The 15661-nt window shown below is 62.6% G+C and carries 11 protein-coding genes; 4 read left to right on the forward strand and 7 right to left on the reverse strand.

Annotated features, from left to right (window positions below; all coding sequences use genetic code 11):
* Window position 1: 1 nt before the first annotated feature.
* Together IRI77_RS30970 and IRI77_RS30975 are read right to left on the reverse strand one after the other, a co-directional pair.
* Entirely contained in the window at window positions 2-607 is a 606-nt protein-coding gene (locus IRI77_RS30970) for a DinB family protein (RefSeq protein ID WP_194448821.1), read from the reverse strand.
* 97 nt (window positions 608-704) lie between these two features.
* Window positions 705-3125: a sodium-translocating pyrophosphatase gene (locus tag IRI77_RS30975; protein WP_194448822.1), complete on the reverse strand. Its 2421-nt coding sequence runs from the start codon at window positions 3123-3125 to the stop codon at window positions 705-707.
* A gap of 305 nt (window positions 3126-3430) precedes the next feature.
* Here IRI77_RS30975 and IRI77_RS30980 point away from each other — a divergent pair, with 305 nt between their 5' ends.
* Entirely contained in the window at window positions 3431-4210 is a 780-nt protein-coding gene (locus tag IRI77_RS30980) for a glutaminyl-peptide cyclotransferase (protein WP_228486408.1), read from the forward strand.
* Here the strand turns inward: IRI77_RS30980 and IRI77_RS30985 are convergent.
* Together IRI77_RS30985 and IRI77_RS30990 are read right to left on the reverse strand one after the other, a co-directional pair.
* Window positions 4207-5520: an efflux RND transporter periplasmic adaptor subunit gene (locus IRI77_RS30985; protein ID WP_194448824.1), complete on the reverse strand. Its 1314-nt coding sequence runs from the start codon at window positions 5518-5520 to the stop codon at window positions 4207-4209. The two genes, IRI77_RS30980 and IRI77_RS30985, sit on opposite strands and share 4 nt — an antisense overlap.
* 75 nt (window positions 5521-5595) lie before the next feature.
* The gene (locus IRI77_RS30990; protein WP_228486409.1) at window positions 5596-8847 is read right to left on the reverse strand and encodes a S41 family peptidase; all 3252 of its coding nucleotides are present in this window, start codon (window positions 8845-8847) and stop codon (window positions 5596-5598) included.
* A gap of 64 nt (window positions 8848-8911) precedes the next feature.
* Here IRI77_RS30990 and IRI77_RS30995 point away from each other — a divergent pair, with 64 nt between their 5' ends.
* Complete coding sequence (locus IRI77_RS30995; protein WP_194448826.1) at window positions 8912-9616, forward strand: M15 family metallopeptidase; 705 nt, start codon at window positions 8912-8914, stop codon at window positions 9614-9616.
* On the opposite strand, the gene malQ is transcribed toward IRI77_RS30995, so the two are convergent.
* Entirely contained in the window at window positions 9582-11822 is a 2241-nt protein-coding gene (gene malQ / locus IRI77_RS31000; protein WP_194448827.1) for a 4-alpha-glucanotransferase, read from the reverse strand. The genes IRI77_RS30995 and malQ overlap by 35 nt on opposite strands.
* 53 nt (window positions 11823-11875) lie before the next feature.
* Between malQ and IRI77_RS31005 the strand changes: the two genes are divergently transcribed.
* Both IRI77_RS31005 and IRI77_RS31010 read left to right on the forward strand, forming a co-directional pair.
* Window positions 11876-12439: an NADH-quinone oxidoreductase subunit B gene (locus IRI77_RS31005; protein ID WP_194448828.1), complete on the forward strand. Its 564-nt coding sequence runs from the start codon at window positions 11876-11878 to the stop codon at window positions 12437-12439.
* A gap of 126 nt (window positions 12440-12565) precedes the next feature.
* A complete protein-coding gene (locus IRI77_RS31010) occupies window positions 12566-12862 on the forward strand; it encodes a flagellar protein FlaG (RefSeq protein ID WP_194448829.1) in 297 nt (98 codons plus the stop codon).
* Between the two features lie 168 nt (window positions 12863-13030).
* On the opposite strand, the gene IRI77_RS31015 is transcribed toward IRI77_RS31010, so the two are convergent.
* Both IRI77_RS31015 and IRI77_RS31020 read right to left on the reverse strand, forming a co-directional pair.
* The gene (locus IRI77_RS31015; RefSeq protein ID WP_194448830.1) at window positions 13031-14248 is read right to left on the reverse strand and encodes a hypothetical protein; all 1218 of its coding nucleotides are present in this window, start codon (window positions 14246-14248) and stop codon (window positions 13031-13033) included.
* 86 nt (window positions 14249-14334) lie between these two features.
* Window positions 14335-15546, reverse strand: coding sequence for an SH3 domain-containing protein (locus IRI77_RS31020; RefSeq protein ID WP_194448831.1), 1212 nt, complete (start codon window positions 15544-15546; stop codon window positions 14335-14337).
* Window positions 15547-15661: the final 115 nt, after the last annotated feature.

Below are 15661 nucleotides of genomic sequence, written 5' to 3' on the forward strand. Positions count from 1 at the left end.
CCTACTTCTTCGGGAACGCCGGGTTTGCCAGGACTTCCTTCATCTGGTTGACATGGCGTTCCGTGTGGGCGGCGATCAGGATGTACCACTGCAGGCCATCCAACTCGCCCAACGCCGGGTGCGTGCTGAAGTGGTCGCGTAAATCGTCCTTGGTTTCACGGACATAGGTGATGTTCCGGTCGCGGGCGGTGCGGAAGGCCTTCTCGATGTCGGCGATGTTCGTGAAGCGGCCATTCGGCTGGATGCTCTCCGGCGCCTGCAGCTTCTGATCCCGCAGCGGGACGTTCTTCATGAGGGCGTAGTCGGTCTGGCGCGGGTCCGCTTTCTTCTTCTCAGGGGTAGCCGGGTTCTTCAGCGCCGCCACAACCACCTGGGGTAGCTTCTCTTCGGTGACCTCGATATGCTCGGCGATCTCCATGATGGACCAGGCGTTCGGGGCCGGCTTCCACTTGAGCTGAGCATCGCTGAGGCCCGAGACGGTGTCGAGCATGAGCTTGCGCGAGGCGTGGAGGGCGCTGAGCGCGTAGTCCCTCTCTCCCTGGGCGAGCGATTGGGCGACCAGGGGCGTGGCCAGGAGAGTGAGCAGGCTGAGCAAATAGCGACTCATGTATTTGAAGGTATCATTCCTCCCGTTGAGGGGGCGCAAAAACAAGAAGAGCGCCGGCGGGTGGCCGGCGCTCTTCTCTCTCGGAAGGAGTGTTGAGTTACTTGCCTTCGATGCGCATTCCGTAGAATGAGCGGTACACAAACACGGTGGAGATCAGGAAGAAGATCACCGCCAGGATGTGCGACAGCGGAGAGGAAGGATCTGACTTCCTCATGGAGACGGCCAGTTCGACGGCCAGCAGGCCGAAGAGCGTGGTGAATTTGATGATCGGGTTGAGGGCCACCGAAGAGGTGTCCTTGAAGGGGTCGCCGACGGTGTCGCCCACGACGCAGGCGGCGTGGAGGTCGGTGCCCTTGGCCTTCATCTCGGTTTCAACGATCTTCTTGGCATTGTCCCAGGCGCCGCCGGCGTTGGCCATGAAGATGGCCTGGTACAAGCCGAAGATCGCGATGGAGATCAGGTAGCCGATGAAGAAGTACTCTTCGATGAACGCGAAGGCGAGGGTGGAGAAGAACACGACGAGGAAGATGTTGAACATGCCCTTCTGGGCATACTTCGTACAGATCTCGACGACCTTCTTCGAGTCTTCCACGGAAGCCTTTTCCGTGCTTTCCAGCTTGATGTTGTCCTTGATGAACTCAACCGCGCGATAGGCGCCGGTGGAGACGGCCTGGCAGGATGCGCCGGTGAACCAGTAGATCACCGCGCCGCCCGCGATCAGGCCGAAGAAGAACGGGGTGTGGAGGATGGACAGGTTGCCGACGAGGCTGGGGTCGAGACCGTTGGTGAGCGCCACGATGATGGAGAAGATCATGGTGGTGGCGCCGACGACGGCGGTACCGATGAGCACGGGCTTGGCGGTTGCCTTGAACGTGTTGCCGGCGCCGTCGTTCTCTTCCAGGTTGTCCTTGGCGACTTCAAAGTTGGGTTTGAAGCCGAAGTCCTTCTCGATCTCCTTCTCGATTCCGGGGATGGATTCGATCATGGAGAGTTCGTAGACGGACTGGGCGTTGTCGGTGACGGGGCCGTAGGAGTCGACGGCGATGGTGACCGGGCCCATGCCGAGGAAGCCGAAGGCGACCAGTCCGAGGGCGAAGACGGCGGGCGCCATCATCAGGCTGGCCAGGCCGAGCAGGGAAACGCCGTAGGCGATACCCATCAGCCCGAGCATGGCGAAACCGAGCCAGTAAGCCGAGAAGTTGCCGGCGATGAGGCCGGAGAGGATGTTCAGCGAAGCGCCGCCTTCCTTGGAGGAGATGACGACTTCACGGACGTGGCGGGATTCGGTGGAGGTGAAAACCTTCACGAATTCGGGGATGAGCGCGCCGGCGAGCGTACCGCAGCTGATGACCGTGGCCAGTTTCCACCACAGCGAGGTGTCACCCTTGAGTTCGGGCACCATCATGTAGCTGACGATGTAGGTGAGAACGATGGACAGGATGGAGGTGAGCCACACCAGCGTGGTGAGGGGGGTCTCGTAGTTCATCTTGTCGACGTTTTCGTATCTGGCCTTGGCGATGCCGTGGTTGATGAAGTAGCTGACGCCGGAAGCGATCATCATCATGACGCGCATGACGAAGATCCAGACCAGCAGCTGAACCTGGATGGTGGCGTAAGTGGGGCCAGCGACCTTTTCGTTGATGCCGAGGAGGATGAAGCTGATGAGCGCGACGCCGGTGACGCCGTAGGTTTCGAAACCATCGGCCGAAGGTCCAACCGAGTCGCCAGCATTGTCGCCCGTGCAATCGGCGATGACGCCGGGGTTGCGGACGTCGTCTTCCTTGATCTTGAAGACGATCTTCATCAGGTCGGCGCCGATGTCGGCGATCTTGGTAAAGATGCCGCCGGCCACGCGAAGGGCGGCCGCGCCGAGCGATTCGCCGATGGCGAAGCCGATAAAGCAGGAACCGGCCAGTTCACCAGGGACAAACAACAGGATGAAGAGCATCAGGAGCAGTTCGACAGAGATCAGCATCATGCCGATGCTCATGCCGGCCTGCAAGGGAATGTCGTAGCAGGGGAAGGGCTTGCCGCGAAGGCTGGCAAAGGAAGTGCGGGAGTTGGCGAAGGTGTTGACGCGAATGCCGAAGGCCGCGACGCCATAGCTGCCGGCGATTCCGACCAGGGAGAACAGCAGGATGATGATGACCTTGTAGAGCGGCATCGCCTGCAGATAACCAAAGTAGAACAGGATGATCACGCCGATGAAGCACTCGAGGATCATGAGGAACTTGCCCTGCGTGGTGAGGTAGGTTTTGCAGGTCTCGTAGATCAACTCTGAGACTTCCAGCATGGACTTGTGGACCGGCATGTTCTTCAGCTTGGTGTAGAACAGCAGGCCGAAGAGCAGGCCGAAGGCGCAAACGACAAGGCCGCCCATGAGGAGCGTACGGCCGCCGATGCCGCCGAGGAAGGTTGCGGAGTTCAGATCGGGCAGGATGAGATTGGCTTCTCCGCCGTGGTGCTCAGCCGGCTGAGCCAGCAACGGCATCGAGCCCGCCATGGCCAGGATCGCCATGAGGAGCAATGGTAGGATCGCCCGCAGGGAAGTTCGTGAGAAACCCCGCGCGGCGCCTCCTGTGTGCCTTGAGGATGCCTTCCGCCCTTGGGCGGACACGGCTTCAGTGGATAACATCGATCAATCCTCCCGGTCCGTCGGATTTTTGATCCTCGCGTGAGTTGGGTCGACTCGTTGAGGAGTATCAGACCTTAAATGAGAACTTGTAAAAGACCCAAGAATCACTATATAAGACTCAGGTATCGGATTCAACCGCTGCACGGCAAGCATCTTACCAGACTTGCGGGTCCGCTATGATGGGGCGGATGAGACCCTTTCGGACCGCGGCGTGGATGCCGATTGTTTTCACACTGCTACCGGGAACCTTGAGCGCCGGGGCGCCGGAATCCGGATACCGGATTGTTAAGACATTCCCACACGATATTTCGGCGTTCACAGAAGGTTTGGAGTTCCGGGCCGGCTTCTTTTACGAGAGTACGGGGGAGTATGGCAGCTCAACCCTGCGCAAGGTGGAGGTGGAGACGGGGCGTGTGGTGCAACGGTTGGCCCTGTCGCCCAGCGTGTTCGGCGAGGGCCTGACAGTGCTGAACGGGCAGATTGTCCAACTGACCTACCGGGGCGGATTGGGCTTTGTCTACTCGCAACCCGATTTCCGGTTGCAGCGCACCTTCCGGTATGAAGGCGAGGGTTGGGGCCTGACGAACGACGGCCGCACGATCTACATGACGGACGGCACCAGCGAGATTCGCTGCCTGGATCCGCTCACACTGAAGGAGCTGAGGCGGATCCAGGTCCATGACGGCACGGCAAAGATCCCGTTTATCAATGAGTTGGAGTTCGTGCGCGGGGAGATTTGGGCCAATGTCTGGAGAACCGAGAAGATTGCCCGGATCTCGCCGAAGGACGGACGGGTACTGGGCTGGGTCGACCTGACAGGCATACTGCCGGAGGCCGACCTGCACCGGGCCGACGTGATGAACGGGATCGCCTACGACGCGATGGGCGACCGGCTCTTCGTAACCGGTAAATACTGGCCGAAGGTGTTTGAAATCAAAGTGGTACCGAAAAACACGAGCCGCCGTTAGGGCTGCTGGACGACGATCTCCTCGCCTTCCTGCACGCCGCCGGTGAGCACGGCATCCGGGCCGAAAACCCGGCCGCGGGTGACGGGCCGTTTCTCCAGCGTATCGCCCTTGCGGACATACACGAACGTCTCGCCATTCGACTGCTGGATGGCTTCCGCCGGAGCCAGCAGGACATCCTTCTCCTGGTCGATTACGACATCAGCCGAGGCAGAGAGGTCGGGTAGGACCTTTTCGTCGGCGTCGAGAATCTCCATGCGGATGGGGATGTTTCGCAGGTAGTACTGGGCGCGGCCCGGGCTGGTGGCCAGCGCGCCGATGGCGTAGACCTTGGCCTTGTAGACCGCTTCCGGGTAGGCTTCCAGCCGGATGGTTGCCGGCTGCCCGATGCGGAACTGGGCGTTCTGGGCCTGGTTGATGAAACCTTCCACCTGCATACTGTTGCGGTCGATGACGCGCATCATCAGCGTGCCAGGCGTGACGCGGTCACCCACGGCCAGGGCGACACGGTCGCCGCCGGGCCGGACAACGTCCTGGACAATGGCCATGCCGTCGACCGGGGCTTCGATGGTCATGCGCTCGATGTCGCGCTGGTGGCGCTGGACATGCAGCACCTCGATGTCCTTGGTGATCTCGTTGATGCGGAAAGCGGCGGCCTGGGACTGCAGTTTGAGGACGAAATCATTCTCCAGGGCATCATAGGAAGCCTGGGACTCCTCCACGGCGAGCTGGAACACCTGCTTCTGAATGGCGGAGCGCACCTCGAGGGTTTTGAGGTCGAGACGGGCCCGGTCGAGCGTGGCTTTCGCCTTGCGGAGCTCCTGGACCCATGCCTCGCTTTCGACTTCGAGTTGGGCGCGCAGGCGCTTCAGGGCGTTCTCGCGGGCATGCAGGCCGTCTTTTGTGTCGTCGAGGTGGTCGCGGGCACCCTGCGGATCGAAGGAGGCGACAACCTGCCCCTTGCGGACCAGCGACCCGGACGGCATCAGAGTCATCAGCGTCAGAGGTTGGTCGGACTCCGGCATGGTGAGCTTGGGCACCACGATGTTCGAAAAATTGCGAGCCGAGGTGGAGCCGGTCAGCCGCACCCGCATCAGCAGGTCGCCGCGCCGCACGCGGGCGAAGTGCTGAAACCGGCTGGCGTCGGCACGCCGGGCGGCGGCCTGGCGCGCGGTAAAGTAGTTGTACCCGCTAACCCCGCCCACGGTGAGAATCAACAACAGAAGCCACGACCAGGACCGTCCGGGGGCTGGCGGTGCCTCCGGTTCCTGTCCGGGCAGAGGCTTGGGGAGTGGCGAGAGCAAAGAAGACATGACGAATAGCTGAACCTACAGAGTATCGGATCTGTAGCTAATTTTCAGGCGTTGCGTCTGGAGTTTACGCTGCTCCTACTTCGCTTTGTGGTAGTTCGGGTACTCCGGTTTCTCGTACTTTGGCAGCGGGTTCTTCTTCAGGCTGTCCATCAATACCTCCACCGCCTTCTCAAGCTGCGGATCGTGACCCTGGCGCACGAGTTCGGGGTCGTTTTCCACCTCGATGTCGGGGCTCACCCCGTGGTTCTCGACGTCCCACTGCTTTTCAGTGTTGTAGAAGGCGAGGTTGGGCGCCGTGACTCCGCCGTTGTCGATGAGCGGGGGGAAGCCGAAAATGCCCACCAGGCCGCCCCAGGTGCGTTTGCCGACCAGTGGTCCGATCTTCAGTTTGTGGAACATCCAGGGCATCGCATCGCCGCCGGAGCCGGCATATTCGTTCACGATCATGGCCTTCGGGCCGTAGATGCCGTTCATGGGGGTGGTGAACTCGTGGCCGGCGCGCGTCGTGAAGAAGTTCAGCATGGGACGGCGGAGGTAGTCGATGATGTAGTCGGCCACGAACCCGCCGCCGTTGAAGCGCTCGTCCAGCACCATGCCTTCCTTGCCGACCTGGGAGAAGAACCAGCGGTTGAAGTTGGTATAGCCCTGGTTCGAGGTGTTGGGCAGGTGAACATAACCGAGCCGCCCGCCGGAGAGCTGTTCCACCTTGCGGCGGTTGCCTTCGATCCAGTCCATGTAGCGGAGGCCGGTTTCGTTGCCGGTGGGGACGACCGTCACTTCGCGGCTGCCCTCGCCGTTGGCGTTGGGACCCACCTTTAGAACCACGCTCTTGCCTGAGGTGGCTTCAAAGAAACTGTAGACGTCGTCCGAGGCTTTGACCTCGCGGCCATTCACCGCCAGCAGGAATTCGCCGGCCTTCACATTGACGCCTGGAGCCGTAAGCGGGGCGCGCAGGCTGGGGTTCCAGTTCTCCCCATTGAAGACCTTGGCGAACTTGTAGCGGCCGTTCTCGACTCTATAGTCCGCGCCGAGCAGCCCGCCCGGGACGTTCTTGGGGTTGTTCTGGGTCTCCCCGCCGTTGACAGACAGGTGCCCGACCGAGAGTTCGCCCAGCATGTCGCGGAACAGGTAGTTGAGATCCTCGCGGTGGGCGATTCCGGGCAGGAATTTCTGGTACTTCGCTTTGTAGTCGGCCAGGTTCACGCCGTGCAGGTTGGGGTCGTAGAAGAAGTCGCGCTCGATCCGCCAGATCTCGTTGTAGATCTGGGCCCACTCGGCGGCCGGTTCTACGCGCACCTCCATCGCATCAAGCTTCAGGGCGCCGTCGCCGGGTTTCGGGGGCGCGGCGGTGGCCGCGATGAACCACTTGCCGCCGGGCTGCGAGTAGAGGATCTTTTCCCCGTTGAAGCTCAGCTCGTAGTCCAAAATGCCGGCGAGGAACTGGTCGGTCTTGCGGGTTTTGAGGTCGAACTTGTGGAGGGTGCGGGCCGGCGGGCCGTCCACGGCGACTGCCGGGTCTTCGCGCAGGTAAACAATGCCGGTCTTGCCCACCACGAGCTTGGAGTAGTTGCGCGCGGGAATCGGCAGGGACAGGATGCGCTGGGAAATGCCCTCGAAGTCGATGCGGACATCGGCCTTCTCCTCCTTCTTGGGCTCTTCCTTCTTGGCGTCGTCCTTCTTCGCATCGTCCTTCTTGGCGGCCTCGATCTTCTCCTCGTCGCTCTCCGGCGCGAGCGGCGAAGGATCGTCCTTGCGCAGTACGGCGATGTAGACGTTGCGGTTGGAGATGCGATCGATGGAGGACATGTCCAGCCAGCCGGTGGAGAGGCCGGTGTTCGTGCTGGCGGTGAAGTAGATGAAACGGCCGTTGGCGTCGAAGGCCGCGTGCCGCTGGTCGCTGAGCCCGTCGGAGACCTGGGTGGACTTGCCGCTCTCGAGCGAGTAGACATGCACGGCGCGCAGGAAATTGCGCTGCACCTTGTTGTAGACGATCCATTTGGAATCGGGCGACCAGCGCGGACCCATGTCTTCACGATCGGGCACGTCGTAGTAGTCCGAGTCGACCTTGGTCACCTTCTTCGACTCGAGATCGATGAAGCAGGTGGTGACATTGGCGTCGCGGAAGAGGATCTTCTTGCCGTCGGGCGACCAGGTGGGGTCGTAGAAGAACGATTTCCAGCCGAGATCGTACTTTTTGACTTCGCCGCGGCCGTTCTGCGGCGCGATGTGGAGCTGGTATTCGCCGCTCTCATCGGAGAAGTACGCGATGCTCTGGCCATCCGGCGACCAGTTGGGGTAGCGCTCGGCCGCGCCGGGGGTGTTGGTGATGTTGCGGATGTCGCCCTTCTCGGCGGGCACCGTGAGGATTTCGCCGCGGGTGCCAAAGACGGCCCGTGCTCCGGTGGGGGAGAGGTAAGCGGACTCGATGGTACGGGCGGCCTTGGCGTAGTAAGGCCTCACTTCGGGCAGGTCGCCATTCAGAGTGATGTGGACCGGCGTGACTTTGCCGCTCTTCAGGTCGAAGAGCTCGATGGCGCCGAAGTGCTCCAGGACGATACCGTCCGGGCCCAGCGAGGCGCTCTTGTAGTCATAGCCCGTGTTCTTGATCGCTTCGCTGACCTTCTTCGATTTGGTGTCGAAGACGCAGAGCGTCATGGGGCCGAAGCGGTCGGACAGGAAGTACACCTTGTCGCCGGCCCACATGGGGAAGTAGTCGTTGGAGTTCTCGCGCGGGATCCGCTCGATCTTGGAGTCGGCCAGGTCGGCCAGCCAGATTGGGCTGGTCCGGCCGCCGGCATAACGCTTCCACGCTACGAAAGCAGGCGCCAGCGGGGTGTAGGCGAGGCGTTTGCCATCGGGCGAGTAGGCCGCCTGATAGCCCATGGGAATGGGTTCGATGTCCGCCGGGCCGCCCTCCGTACTCATGGTGTAGAAGTGATTGGCGACAATGGCGGTGGATCGGTCTGAGCGGAAGAGCAGCCGTTTGCCGTCGGCATTGAAAGCGAGCGGCACATCCATGCCGGGATGCCAGGTCAGCCGGCGCGGCACGCCTCCATTGATGGAGACCAGGAAGATGTCGGTGTTGCCGTCGTACTGGCCGGAAAAGGCGACGGTCTGGCCATCGGGTGAGAGGATCGCGTTGGACTCAAAGCCGGGCGCGGTGGTGAGGCGGGTGGCCTCGCCGCCCGTGCGGGCTACTTTCCACAGGTCTCCAGCGTAGGTGAAGACAATGTGTGTCCTGTTCATGGCCGGCTTCTGCAGCAGCAGCGGTTGCTGGGCCCAGGCGGCGCAGGACAGGAGAACGGGCAGAAGAGCGATCGATCTCAAGGGGGTGACCTCCAATGGTCGATTGTAAACGGGTGACCGGCCCGGACGTCGTAACATTCAGTTTATGAATAGTGTCCTGATCTGGGTTGCGCTGCTGCAGGCCGCGGCGTTCTTTCGAATCGAACCGGTGCGTCCGGTCGCTGAGCTGAGGGAGCAGGCACTGCGCTTGCAGCCCCGGGCGGAGACGGGTGACTTCCTGGAGACCGACCTGGCCGAACTGACGGCGCTGGACCCGGGCATCCGCCTGGACATCCGCTATGCCGGTACGCGCAACTTCCTCGGCACACCGGTATATACGCAGGCGCGGGCCTTTCTACAGCGGCCGGCAGCAGAGGCGCTGGTCCGGGCGCACCGGCGGCTGAACCAGGCGGGTTATGGGATCCTCGTCCACGACGGCTACCGTCCCTGGTGGGTGACCTGGGTGTTCTGGGAGGCGACGCCCCCGGCCCAGCACGACTTCGTGGCCGATCCGGCTAAGGGGTCGCGGCACAATCGTGGCTGCGCGGCCGACATCACTCTATATGACTTGAAGTCTGGCGCGGCGGTGGAGATGCCCAGCCTCTACGACGAAATGTCGGAACGGGCCTATCCGGACTATCCCGGCGGCACCGCGGAACAGCGGAAGCTACGCGGCCTGCTGCGCGACGCCATGGAGAAAGAGGGCTTCCAGGTCTACGAGTACGAGTGGTGGCACTTCGACTACAAGGACTGGCGCCGCTACCGTGTGGCGAACGTCAACTTCGAGGCGATTCCACGGCAGGGACGCTGATGCGGCCGCTGCGCTCCAGCCACGAGCGGAACATCAGGGCGTAATCGGCGGCCTTCTGCGAGCCGGCCAGGTCCTCCACGCTGAACAGCGTCTTGCGGCGCCAGTTGGGGTACTGCCAGGTGGTGCCCGGCAGGTTCTGCTGGTCGAGCTCCTTCGTCAGATCCTCCTGGTTCAGCAGCATCAGCCGGGAAGGCGTGCTGACGAGATAACCGATGACAGCGTTGTGCAGCTCGCCGGTGAGCTCCGGCCAGTCGGCGGCTTCCCTGGGGAAGTGGCCGGGCAGGAAGCCTTCGCGCACCAGCGCCTCGATCATGCGGTGCTTTTCCTCGCGCCGCTCGCGCTTCTGGCGGGCGAATAGTTCCTCGTCGTTCAGGATGCCGGCTTTGTGGCGCGCCTCGATATCCCGGCCGGCCCAGAAGCCGGTGATGGTGGGCAAATCGTGGGTGGTGGAGGAGACCAGGGCGTTCCGCGGGTACTGATGCGGCGGCAGCGGGAGCCCGTCGCTGCCCTTCTCAAAATAGAAGAGCTTGTAGCGCAGCATGGAGTACTGCTCCATGGCCTCGCGCAGGACCGGCGGAACAGTGCCCAGGTCCTCGCCGACCACCAGAAAGCGGCCCCGGACGCTTTCCAGGGCGAGAATCCGCAGCAGGTCGCGCCAGCGCTCGTTCACATAGGTCCCATGGGCGGCGGTGGCGCCGTCGGGGATCCAGAAGAGCCGGAAGAAGCGCATCACGTGATCGATGCGCAGGGCGCCGCCATGACGCGCATTGCGCCGGATGGATTCCACGAAAAGGCGGTAGCCGTTCTCGCGGTGCGTTTCGGCGTTGGGCGGGGGAAACGCCCAGTCCTGTCCATCGGGGGCGAAGTCATCGGGCGGGGAGCCGACGCGCGCGCCGGTGACAAAGAACGGACGGTACGCCCAGAGGTCGCAGCCGCAGCGGTCCGTGGCCAGGGCCACGTCGTGATAGAGGCCGATGGGCATGCCCAGTGCCTTCGCGCGATTCTGGACCGCGTCGAGCTGCAGGTCAATCTGCCACTGCACGTACTTGTGGAACAGCACGCGGCGCCAGTGCGATTGGGCATAGGCGCGGACTTCGGGCGATTCCGGATTGCGGTAGGGCTCGGGCCAGTCGGGCCAGATCCAGAGGTCGCGGTTCTGCTTGTGGAGCGTCTCGTCCAGCGCGCAGTAAGTGGAGAAACGGTCCAGCAGGTCGCCCTGCGCGGCGATCCATTTCCGGAAGGCCTGCGCGCGGGTGGTGTTCTTCGACCACTCCTCTCGCAGGAACCGCCGGAATAGCAGCCGCAGGAGGCCCAGCTTCAGGCGCGCGACACGCTCATACTCGACGAACTCCGCATCCCGCACCGCGGTGAGTTCACGTTGGAAGTTGGAGCCGTGGAAGATGGCCAGCGCCGCCGGGCAGAGCTGGTAGTCGGCCACCTGCTCTACATCCAAATAGAGGTAGTTGCGGTGGAATGAGGATAACGGAAGATAGGGGCTCGTGTTGTAGGGCTGCCGGTTGTGGAGTGCGTGCAGCGGATTCAGCGCGACAAAACCGGCGCCCAGTGCGCGCGCGACCCATTCCGTGACGGTGGCGAGATCAGTGAAGTCGCCGGCGCCCCAGTTGCGGGAGGAGCGCAATCCATACAGGCTGACGGCAAGACCCGCGGCGCGTCCGCCGTTCTTGAGTTGCTCAGGCAGCCACGCCTTTTCAGGAGCAACGATGACCCGCTGGGTGGAGCGCAGGTCTGGCAGGCCGGGCGCCTTGATGACGACTTCCAGATCGTGGTAGCCCAGGCGGAGAGGCGCAGGCAAGCCCAGGCAGAGGCCGCCGGAATTCGCGTTGGCCAGTGAGGTCAGTTCGAAGTCGCGGCGCTCAGCCCAGCCATCCTCCCAATAGAGCGCCATGGCGCCTTTTCCTTCAGCCAGGTAGGCCGGAGGCACGCGGATGGGCACCGCCGGGTCCGCTTCCACCACGCTGAGAACGGCGACCGGATCCAGAGGGCGTCCGGCAATGCGATCCGCACGCAGGCGAGCGGATTCGGCCAACTTCTCGGGCGAACTGGTGTCAAGACCGAAAGAGCCGAGGATGGAGAGCAGGGTGGGTTCTTCCACGACATGGTGGTGGCCCCAGATGTCCCAATACTCCGTGTCGACCCCGAAGTCCTGGCAGAGGGCAAAGATGAGTTCCGCGAAGGGGGAAGGCATGGACTCCTACCATTCTATCCAGCCCGCCATGGGATAATCTAAATAGAGGGGATATGGAAAACAAGATCCGCGAGAACCAGATCACGCTGGGCGAGCCGCCAGCCGACCTCTTTAGCCGGATTGACACGGATGCCGTCGTCAGCCCGAGCGAGGGGATCCTGATGACCACCGTCGACAGCGTCATCAACTGGGGGCGGAAGAACTCCATCTGGCCCATGACGTTCGGCCTGGCCTGCTGCGCCATCGAAATGATGGCCATGAGCGCTTCGCGGTTCGACATCGCCCGCTTTGGCGCCGAAGTCTTCCGCGGCAGCCCGCGCCAGTCGGACCTGATGATCATCGCCGGACGCGTATCCAACAAGATGGCTCCGGTGATCCGGCAGTTGTATCAACAGATGCCTGAGCCGCGCTGGGTGATTTCCATGGGTGCGTGCGCCACCTCCACCGGCGTGTTCAGCAACTATGCGCTGATCCCCGTGAACCAGGTGATTCCCGTGGATGTCTACGTGCCGGGCTGTCCCCCGCGGCCGGAGCAGCTCATTTACGCCATCATGATGCTGCAGGAGAAGATCCAGAAGCAGACCGGCGTGGTGAAGGACGTCCTGAACCTGTCATAGCCCGGGCTTGGTCCAATTGAGTTTGAGAGAACGCCGGCCGCAACGTCGGCGTTTTCTTTTGCTCACACGTTTGGAATCGCCGCCGATACGCCTGGTGGGAAGACATTTCCCGGATCGAGGCAGGCCATGGAAATTGGACGGATGGACGCGGTTGGCGAGTTGCCGGCGGTCTCAACGGCCGCCCCACTGACACCTCAGCAGCGGACTGAGCAGCGGCAGTTGGTGCAGGCAGTGCAGGCAGTGAACGGCGCGCAGATCTTTGGTGAAAGCACCGAACTGACATTTGCCTTCGACCGGTATACCAAAGGACCGGTGATGCGGCTTGTGGACAAGGAGACCAAGGAGGTGATCCGGCAGGTGCCGCCGGAGTATGTTCTGCGCCTGGCGGAGGATCTCGGCGACTACTCCAGTTCCGGCCTCTGATACCAGTGATTCTGGACGATCAGCGCAACATTCGGTTCAGGGTCCCAGAGTCAGGCCGGAGGCGACTGTTCAGCCTTCCGAAAGCCGGCCCGGCCACTGTCCGGCTGCTGGCTCGCACGGCCCTGCCTGTGCAGTTGTCCGCAAGACAGTACGCGGGCGGCCTCGCCGCTACCAGTAGCGCCACTCCTGCGTGGAGAACAGGGTTCTCCATTCGTCGGCTTCCAGGTCGTCATCCGTGCAGCCGGGCCAGGGCTTGGCGCCGATTTCCTTCATCGTGAAGTGGTAGGGCGGGCTCCACTGGACGAGGAAATAAAGGGGCTTCTGGTCCTCGTTGTTCTTATGCTCATCGCGGGGGGCGAAGACCACTTGCCAGAATCCGGGCGTCTGGCAGCGCTTGGTGTTGTCCTGAAATGTGCCGCCCACCCAATCCGCATGGAGCTTGCGGTGCCAGGGGTGGACCGCCTCCGAGGCGGACCACGGGCCGCTCTCCTGCCAATCGTGCGTCAGCCATTCGTCCACGAAGTCGCGCGGACTCAGCGCGACAGGGGCCACCCTGCGGACCTTGTCACCTTCGATCAGGAAGTGGAGCACGGCTTCGCGATTGTGCACCATCACGTCCACGCTGCCGACGGTGAACTCGATCAGCACGTCCACGGGCGCTGTGCTCCTCAGCGGTCTTTGTCCGATGCTGCCCACCGCATAGCTCCCCGTCCGCATCCAGGCCATCTGCGAGCCGTCGATCAACAGCTTGGACCCGGAGGGTGCAATCCGCCAGACGCGGTAGTAGACGGGGTGCCATGCGGAGGAACAACCCCAGTGATTGCCGAGCGTCATGACGTAGATGGGACTCGCTTCCTTTCCCTTTTCGCTCTGCCGCCAGACGAGCACTTTGAATACCGACTGCGGCTTGTATTGCTCCGGTGAATAGTCCTGCTGTTCGGATTCCCAGATGCGCTGCCAGCGGCCGTCCACGCGCTTGTAGCCGTACAGCGAAGTGTCGTCCTGGCAGAGGATGCCGATGCCGGTCGAGACCACCAGAATTCCCGAATGAAGGGTGAGCCGGACATTGCTCAGCGTGCCGAACCGATTCTGTACCAGCGTCGCTTCGGGTGCCTTCTCCTCGGGTACTGCGAGTGTCTGGAGCTCCTGGTTGAGTTCCGCCTCCAAGGCGGCGGTTTCTTCCTCGTCGTTGGAAGAAAGGAGTTTCGATTCGATCCAGTCCCGGAGCTGGTGCTTGGCCTTCGCCATGGCGGCGGCCGGTACCTGGGTATCGAAGCCCGCTCCCCTGGTTTGCGCGCGCATGGTGGTCAGAGTCGCCCGCAGGGCTTCCAGTTGGGGATCCTGGGCGAAGAGGGTGCCGGACAGGGTGAGGAGACTCATCAGCATCAGAAACCGCCCGCGCCTGGCGGCAGCGGGCCGAACAGAACTTTGTTCGGGCGAAGTCCACGAAATTGTACGGCGCGGTTGCATGGTCATTGTGGTTGCTGCGGGGTGGAGAACACGCCTCTCCACTCGTCGGCCTCGGGCGCTTCCTGGGTGCAGCCGCGCCAGGGCTCGGCGCGGACCTCCTTCATCGTGAAGTGGTAGGGTGGGCGCCACTGGACGAGGAAATAGAGGGGCTTCTGGTCCGCGTAGTTCGCGTGCTCATCGTTGGGGGCGAAGGCCACTTGCCAGAGTCCGGGCGTCTGGCAGCGCTTGGTGGTGCCCCGGAATGTGCCGTCCACCCTCTCCGCATGGAGCTTGCGGTGCCAGGGGTGGACTACCTCCGAGGCGGACCACCCGCCGCTCTCCTGCCAATCGTGCGTCAGCCATTCATCCACGAAGTCGCGTGGACTCAGCGCGACAGGAGCCACCCGGCGGACCTTGTCACCGTCGATGAGGAAGTGGAGCACCGCTTCGCGATTGTGGACGCCCGAGTCCACACTGGCGACGGTGAACTCGATCAACACGTCCACTGGTGCTTTGTTCACCAGCGGCTTTTGCCCGATCCTCCCAACCGCATAGGTCCCGGTCCGCATCCATGCCGTCTGGTCCCCGTCGATCAGCAGTTTGGAGCCGGAGGAGTTGACGCGCCAGACACGGTAGTAGACAGGGTGCCAGGTGGAGGCGCAACCCCACTGATTGCCAAGCGTCATCACATAGATCGGGCCATCGCCCTGACCTGGGGTGCGCTGCTGCCAGACGTCGACTTGGATCAGCACCTGCGGCTTGTAGCCTTCCTCGGAGTAGCCTTGCTGTTCCGACGCCCAGATGCGCTGCCAGCGGCCAGCCTTCTTCTGATAGACATAGGCCGAATCGTCGTTCTGGCAGAGAATGCCGACGGAGGTGGTGAGGGTGATATTGCCGCTCTCCAGACGGATACTGACCTCACCGAGTGTGCCAAACCGGCTCTCCTGAGGTTCCTCGTTAGCGACTGCGATCGATTGGAGTTCCTGGTTGAGCTGTGCCTCCAAGGCGGGGATTGCCTCATCGTCTTGCACGGCGGCGAGTTTGGACTCGATCCAGTCCCGGAGCTGTTGCTTGACCTTCGTCATGGCGGCGGCCGGTACTGGGGTATCGAAGCCCGCCCCCCTGGTTTGCGCACGCATGGTGGCCAGAGTCGTCCGCAGGGCTTCCAGTTGGGGATCCTGGGCGTACAGCGCACCCGCCAGCGAAAAGAAAACGACCAGCCCGAGGCGCCGCATGTGGCCGATTATAGCGGGCCGGCAACGACTCGGTTCGCAATTTTGCCGAATATCCGGAATTGCCCCGGAATGAGCCTCATTTGCACGCGCATTCTGTGCCACCTGCACGGCCGCC

The organism is Paludibaculum fermentans, assembly GCF_015277775.1.
GTDB classification, from domain to species: domain Bacteria; phylum Acidobacteriota; class Terriglobia; order Bryobacterales; family Bryobacteraceae; genus Paludibaculum; species Paludibaculum fermentans.

Coding starts and splice junctions, on each gene's coding strand:
- IRI77_RS30995 (WP_194448826.1), top strand. CDS start 8,912: ATGAATAGTGTCCTGATCTGGGTTGCGCTGCTGCAGGCCGCGGCGTTC.
- IRI77_RS31020 (WP_194448831.1), bottom strand. CDS start 15,546: ATGCGGCGCCTCGGGCTGGTCGTTTTCTTTTCGCTGGCGGGTGCGCTG.
- IRI77_RS31005 (WP_194448828.1), top strand. CDS start 11,876: ATGGAAAACAAGATCCGCGAGAACCAGATCACGCTGGGCGAGCCGCCA.
- IRI77_RS30985 (WP_194448824.1), bottom strand. CDS start 5,520: ATGTCTTCTTTGCTCTCGCCACTCCCCAAGCCTCTGCCCGGACAGGAA.
- IRI77_RS31010 (WP_194448829.1), top strand. CDS start 12,566: ATGGAAATTGGACGGATGGACGCGGTTGGCGAGTTGCCGGCGGTCTCA.
- IRI77_RS31015 (WP_194448830.1), bottom strand. CDS start 14,248: ATGCTGATGAGTCTCCTCACCCTGTCCGGCACCCTCTTCGCCCAGGAT.
- IRI77_RS30970 (WP_194448821.1), bottom strand. CDS start 607: ATGAGTCGCTATTTGCTCAGCCTGCTCACTCTCCTGGCCACGCCCCTG.
- IRI77_RS30975 (WP_194448822.1), bottom strand. CDS start 3,125: ATGGCGATCCTGGCCATGGCGGGCTCGATGCCGTTGCTGGCTCAGCCG.
- IRI77_RS30980 (WP_228486408.1), top strand. CDS start 3,431: ATGAGACCCTTTCGGACCGCGGCGTGGATGCCGATTGTTTTCACACTG.
- malQ (WP_194448827.1), bottom strand. CDS start 11,822: ATGCCTTCCCCCTTCGCGGAACTCATCTTTGCCCTCTGCCAGGACTTC.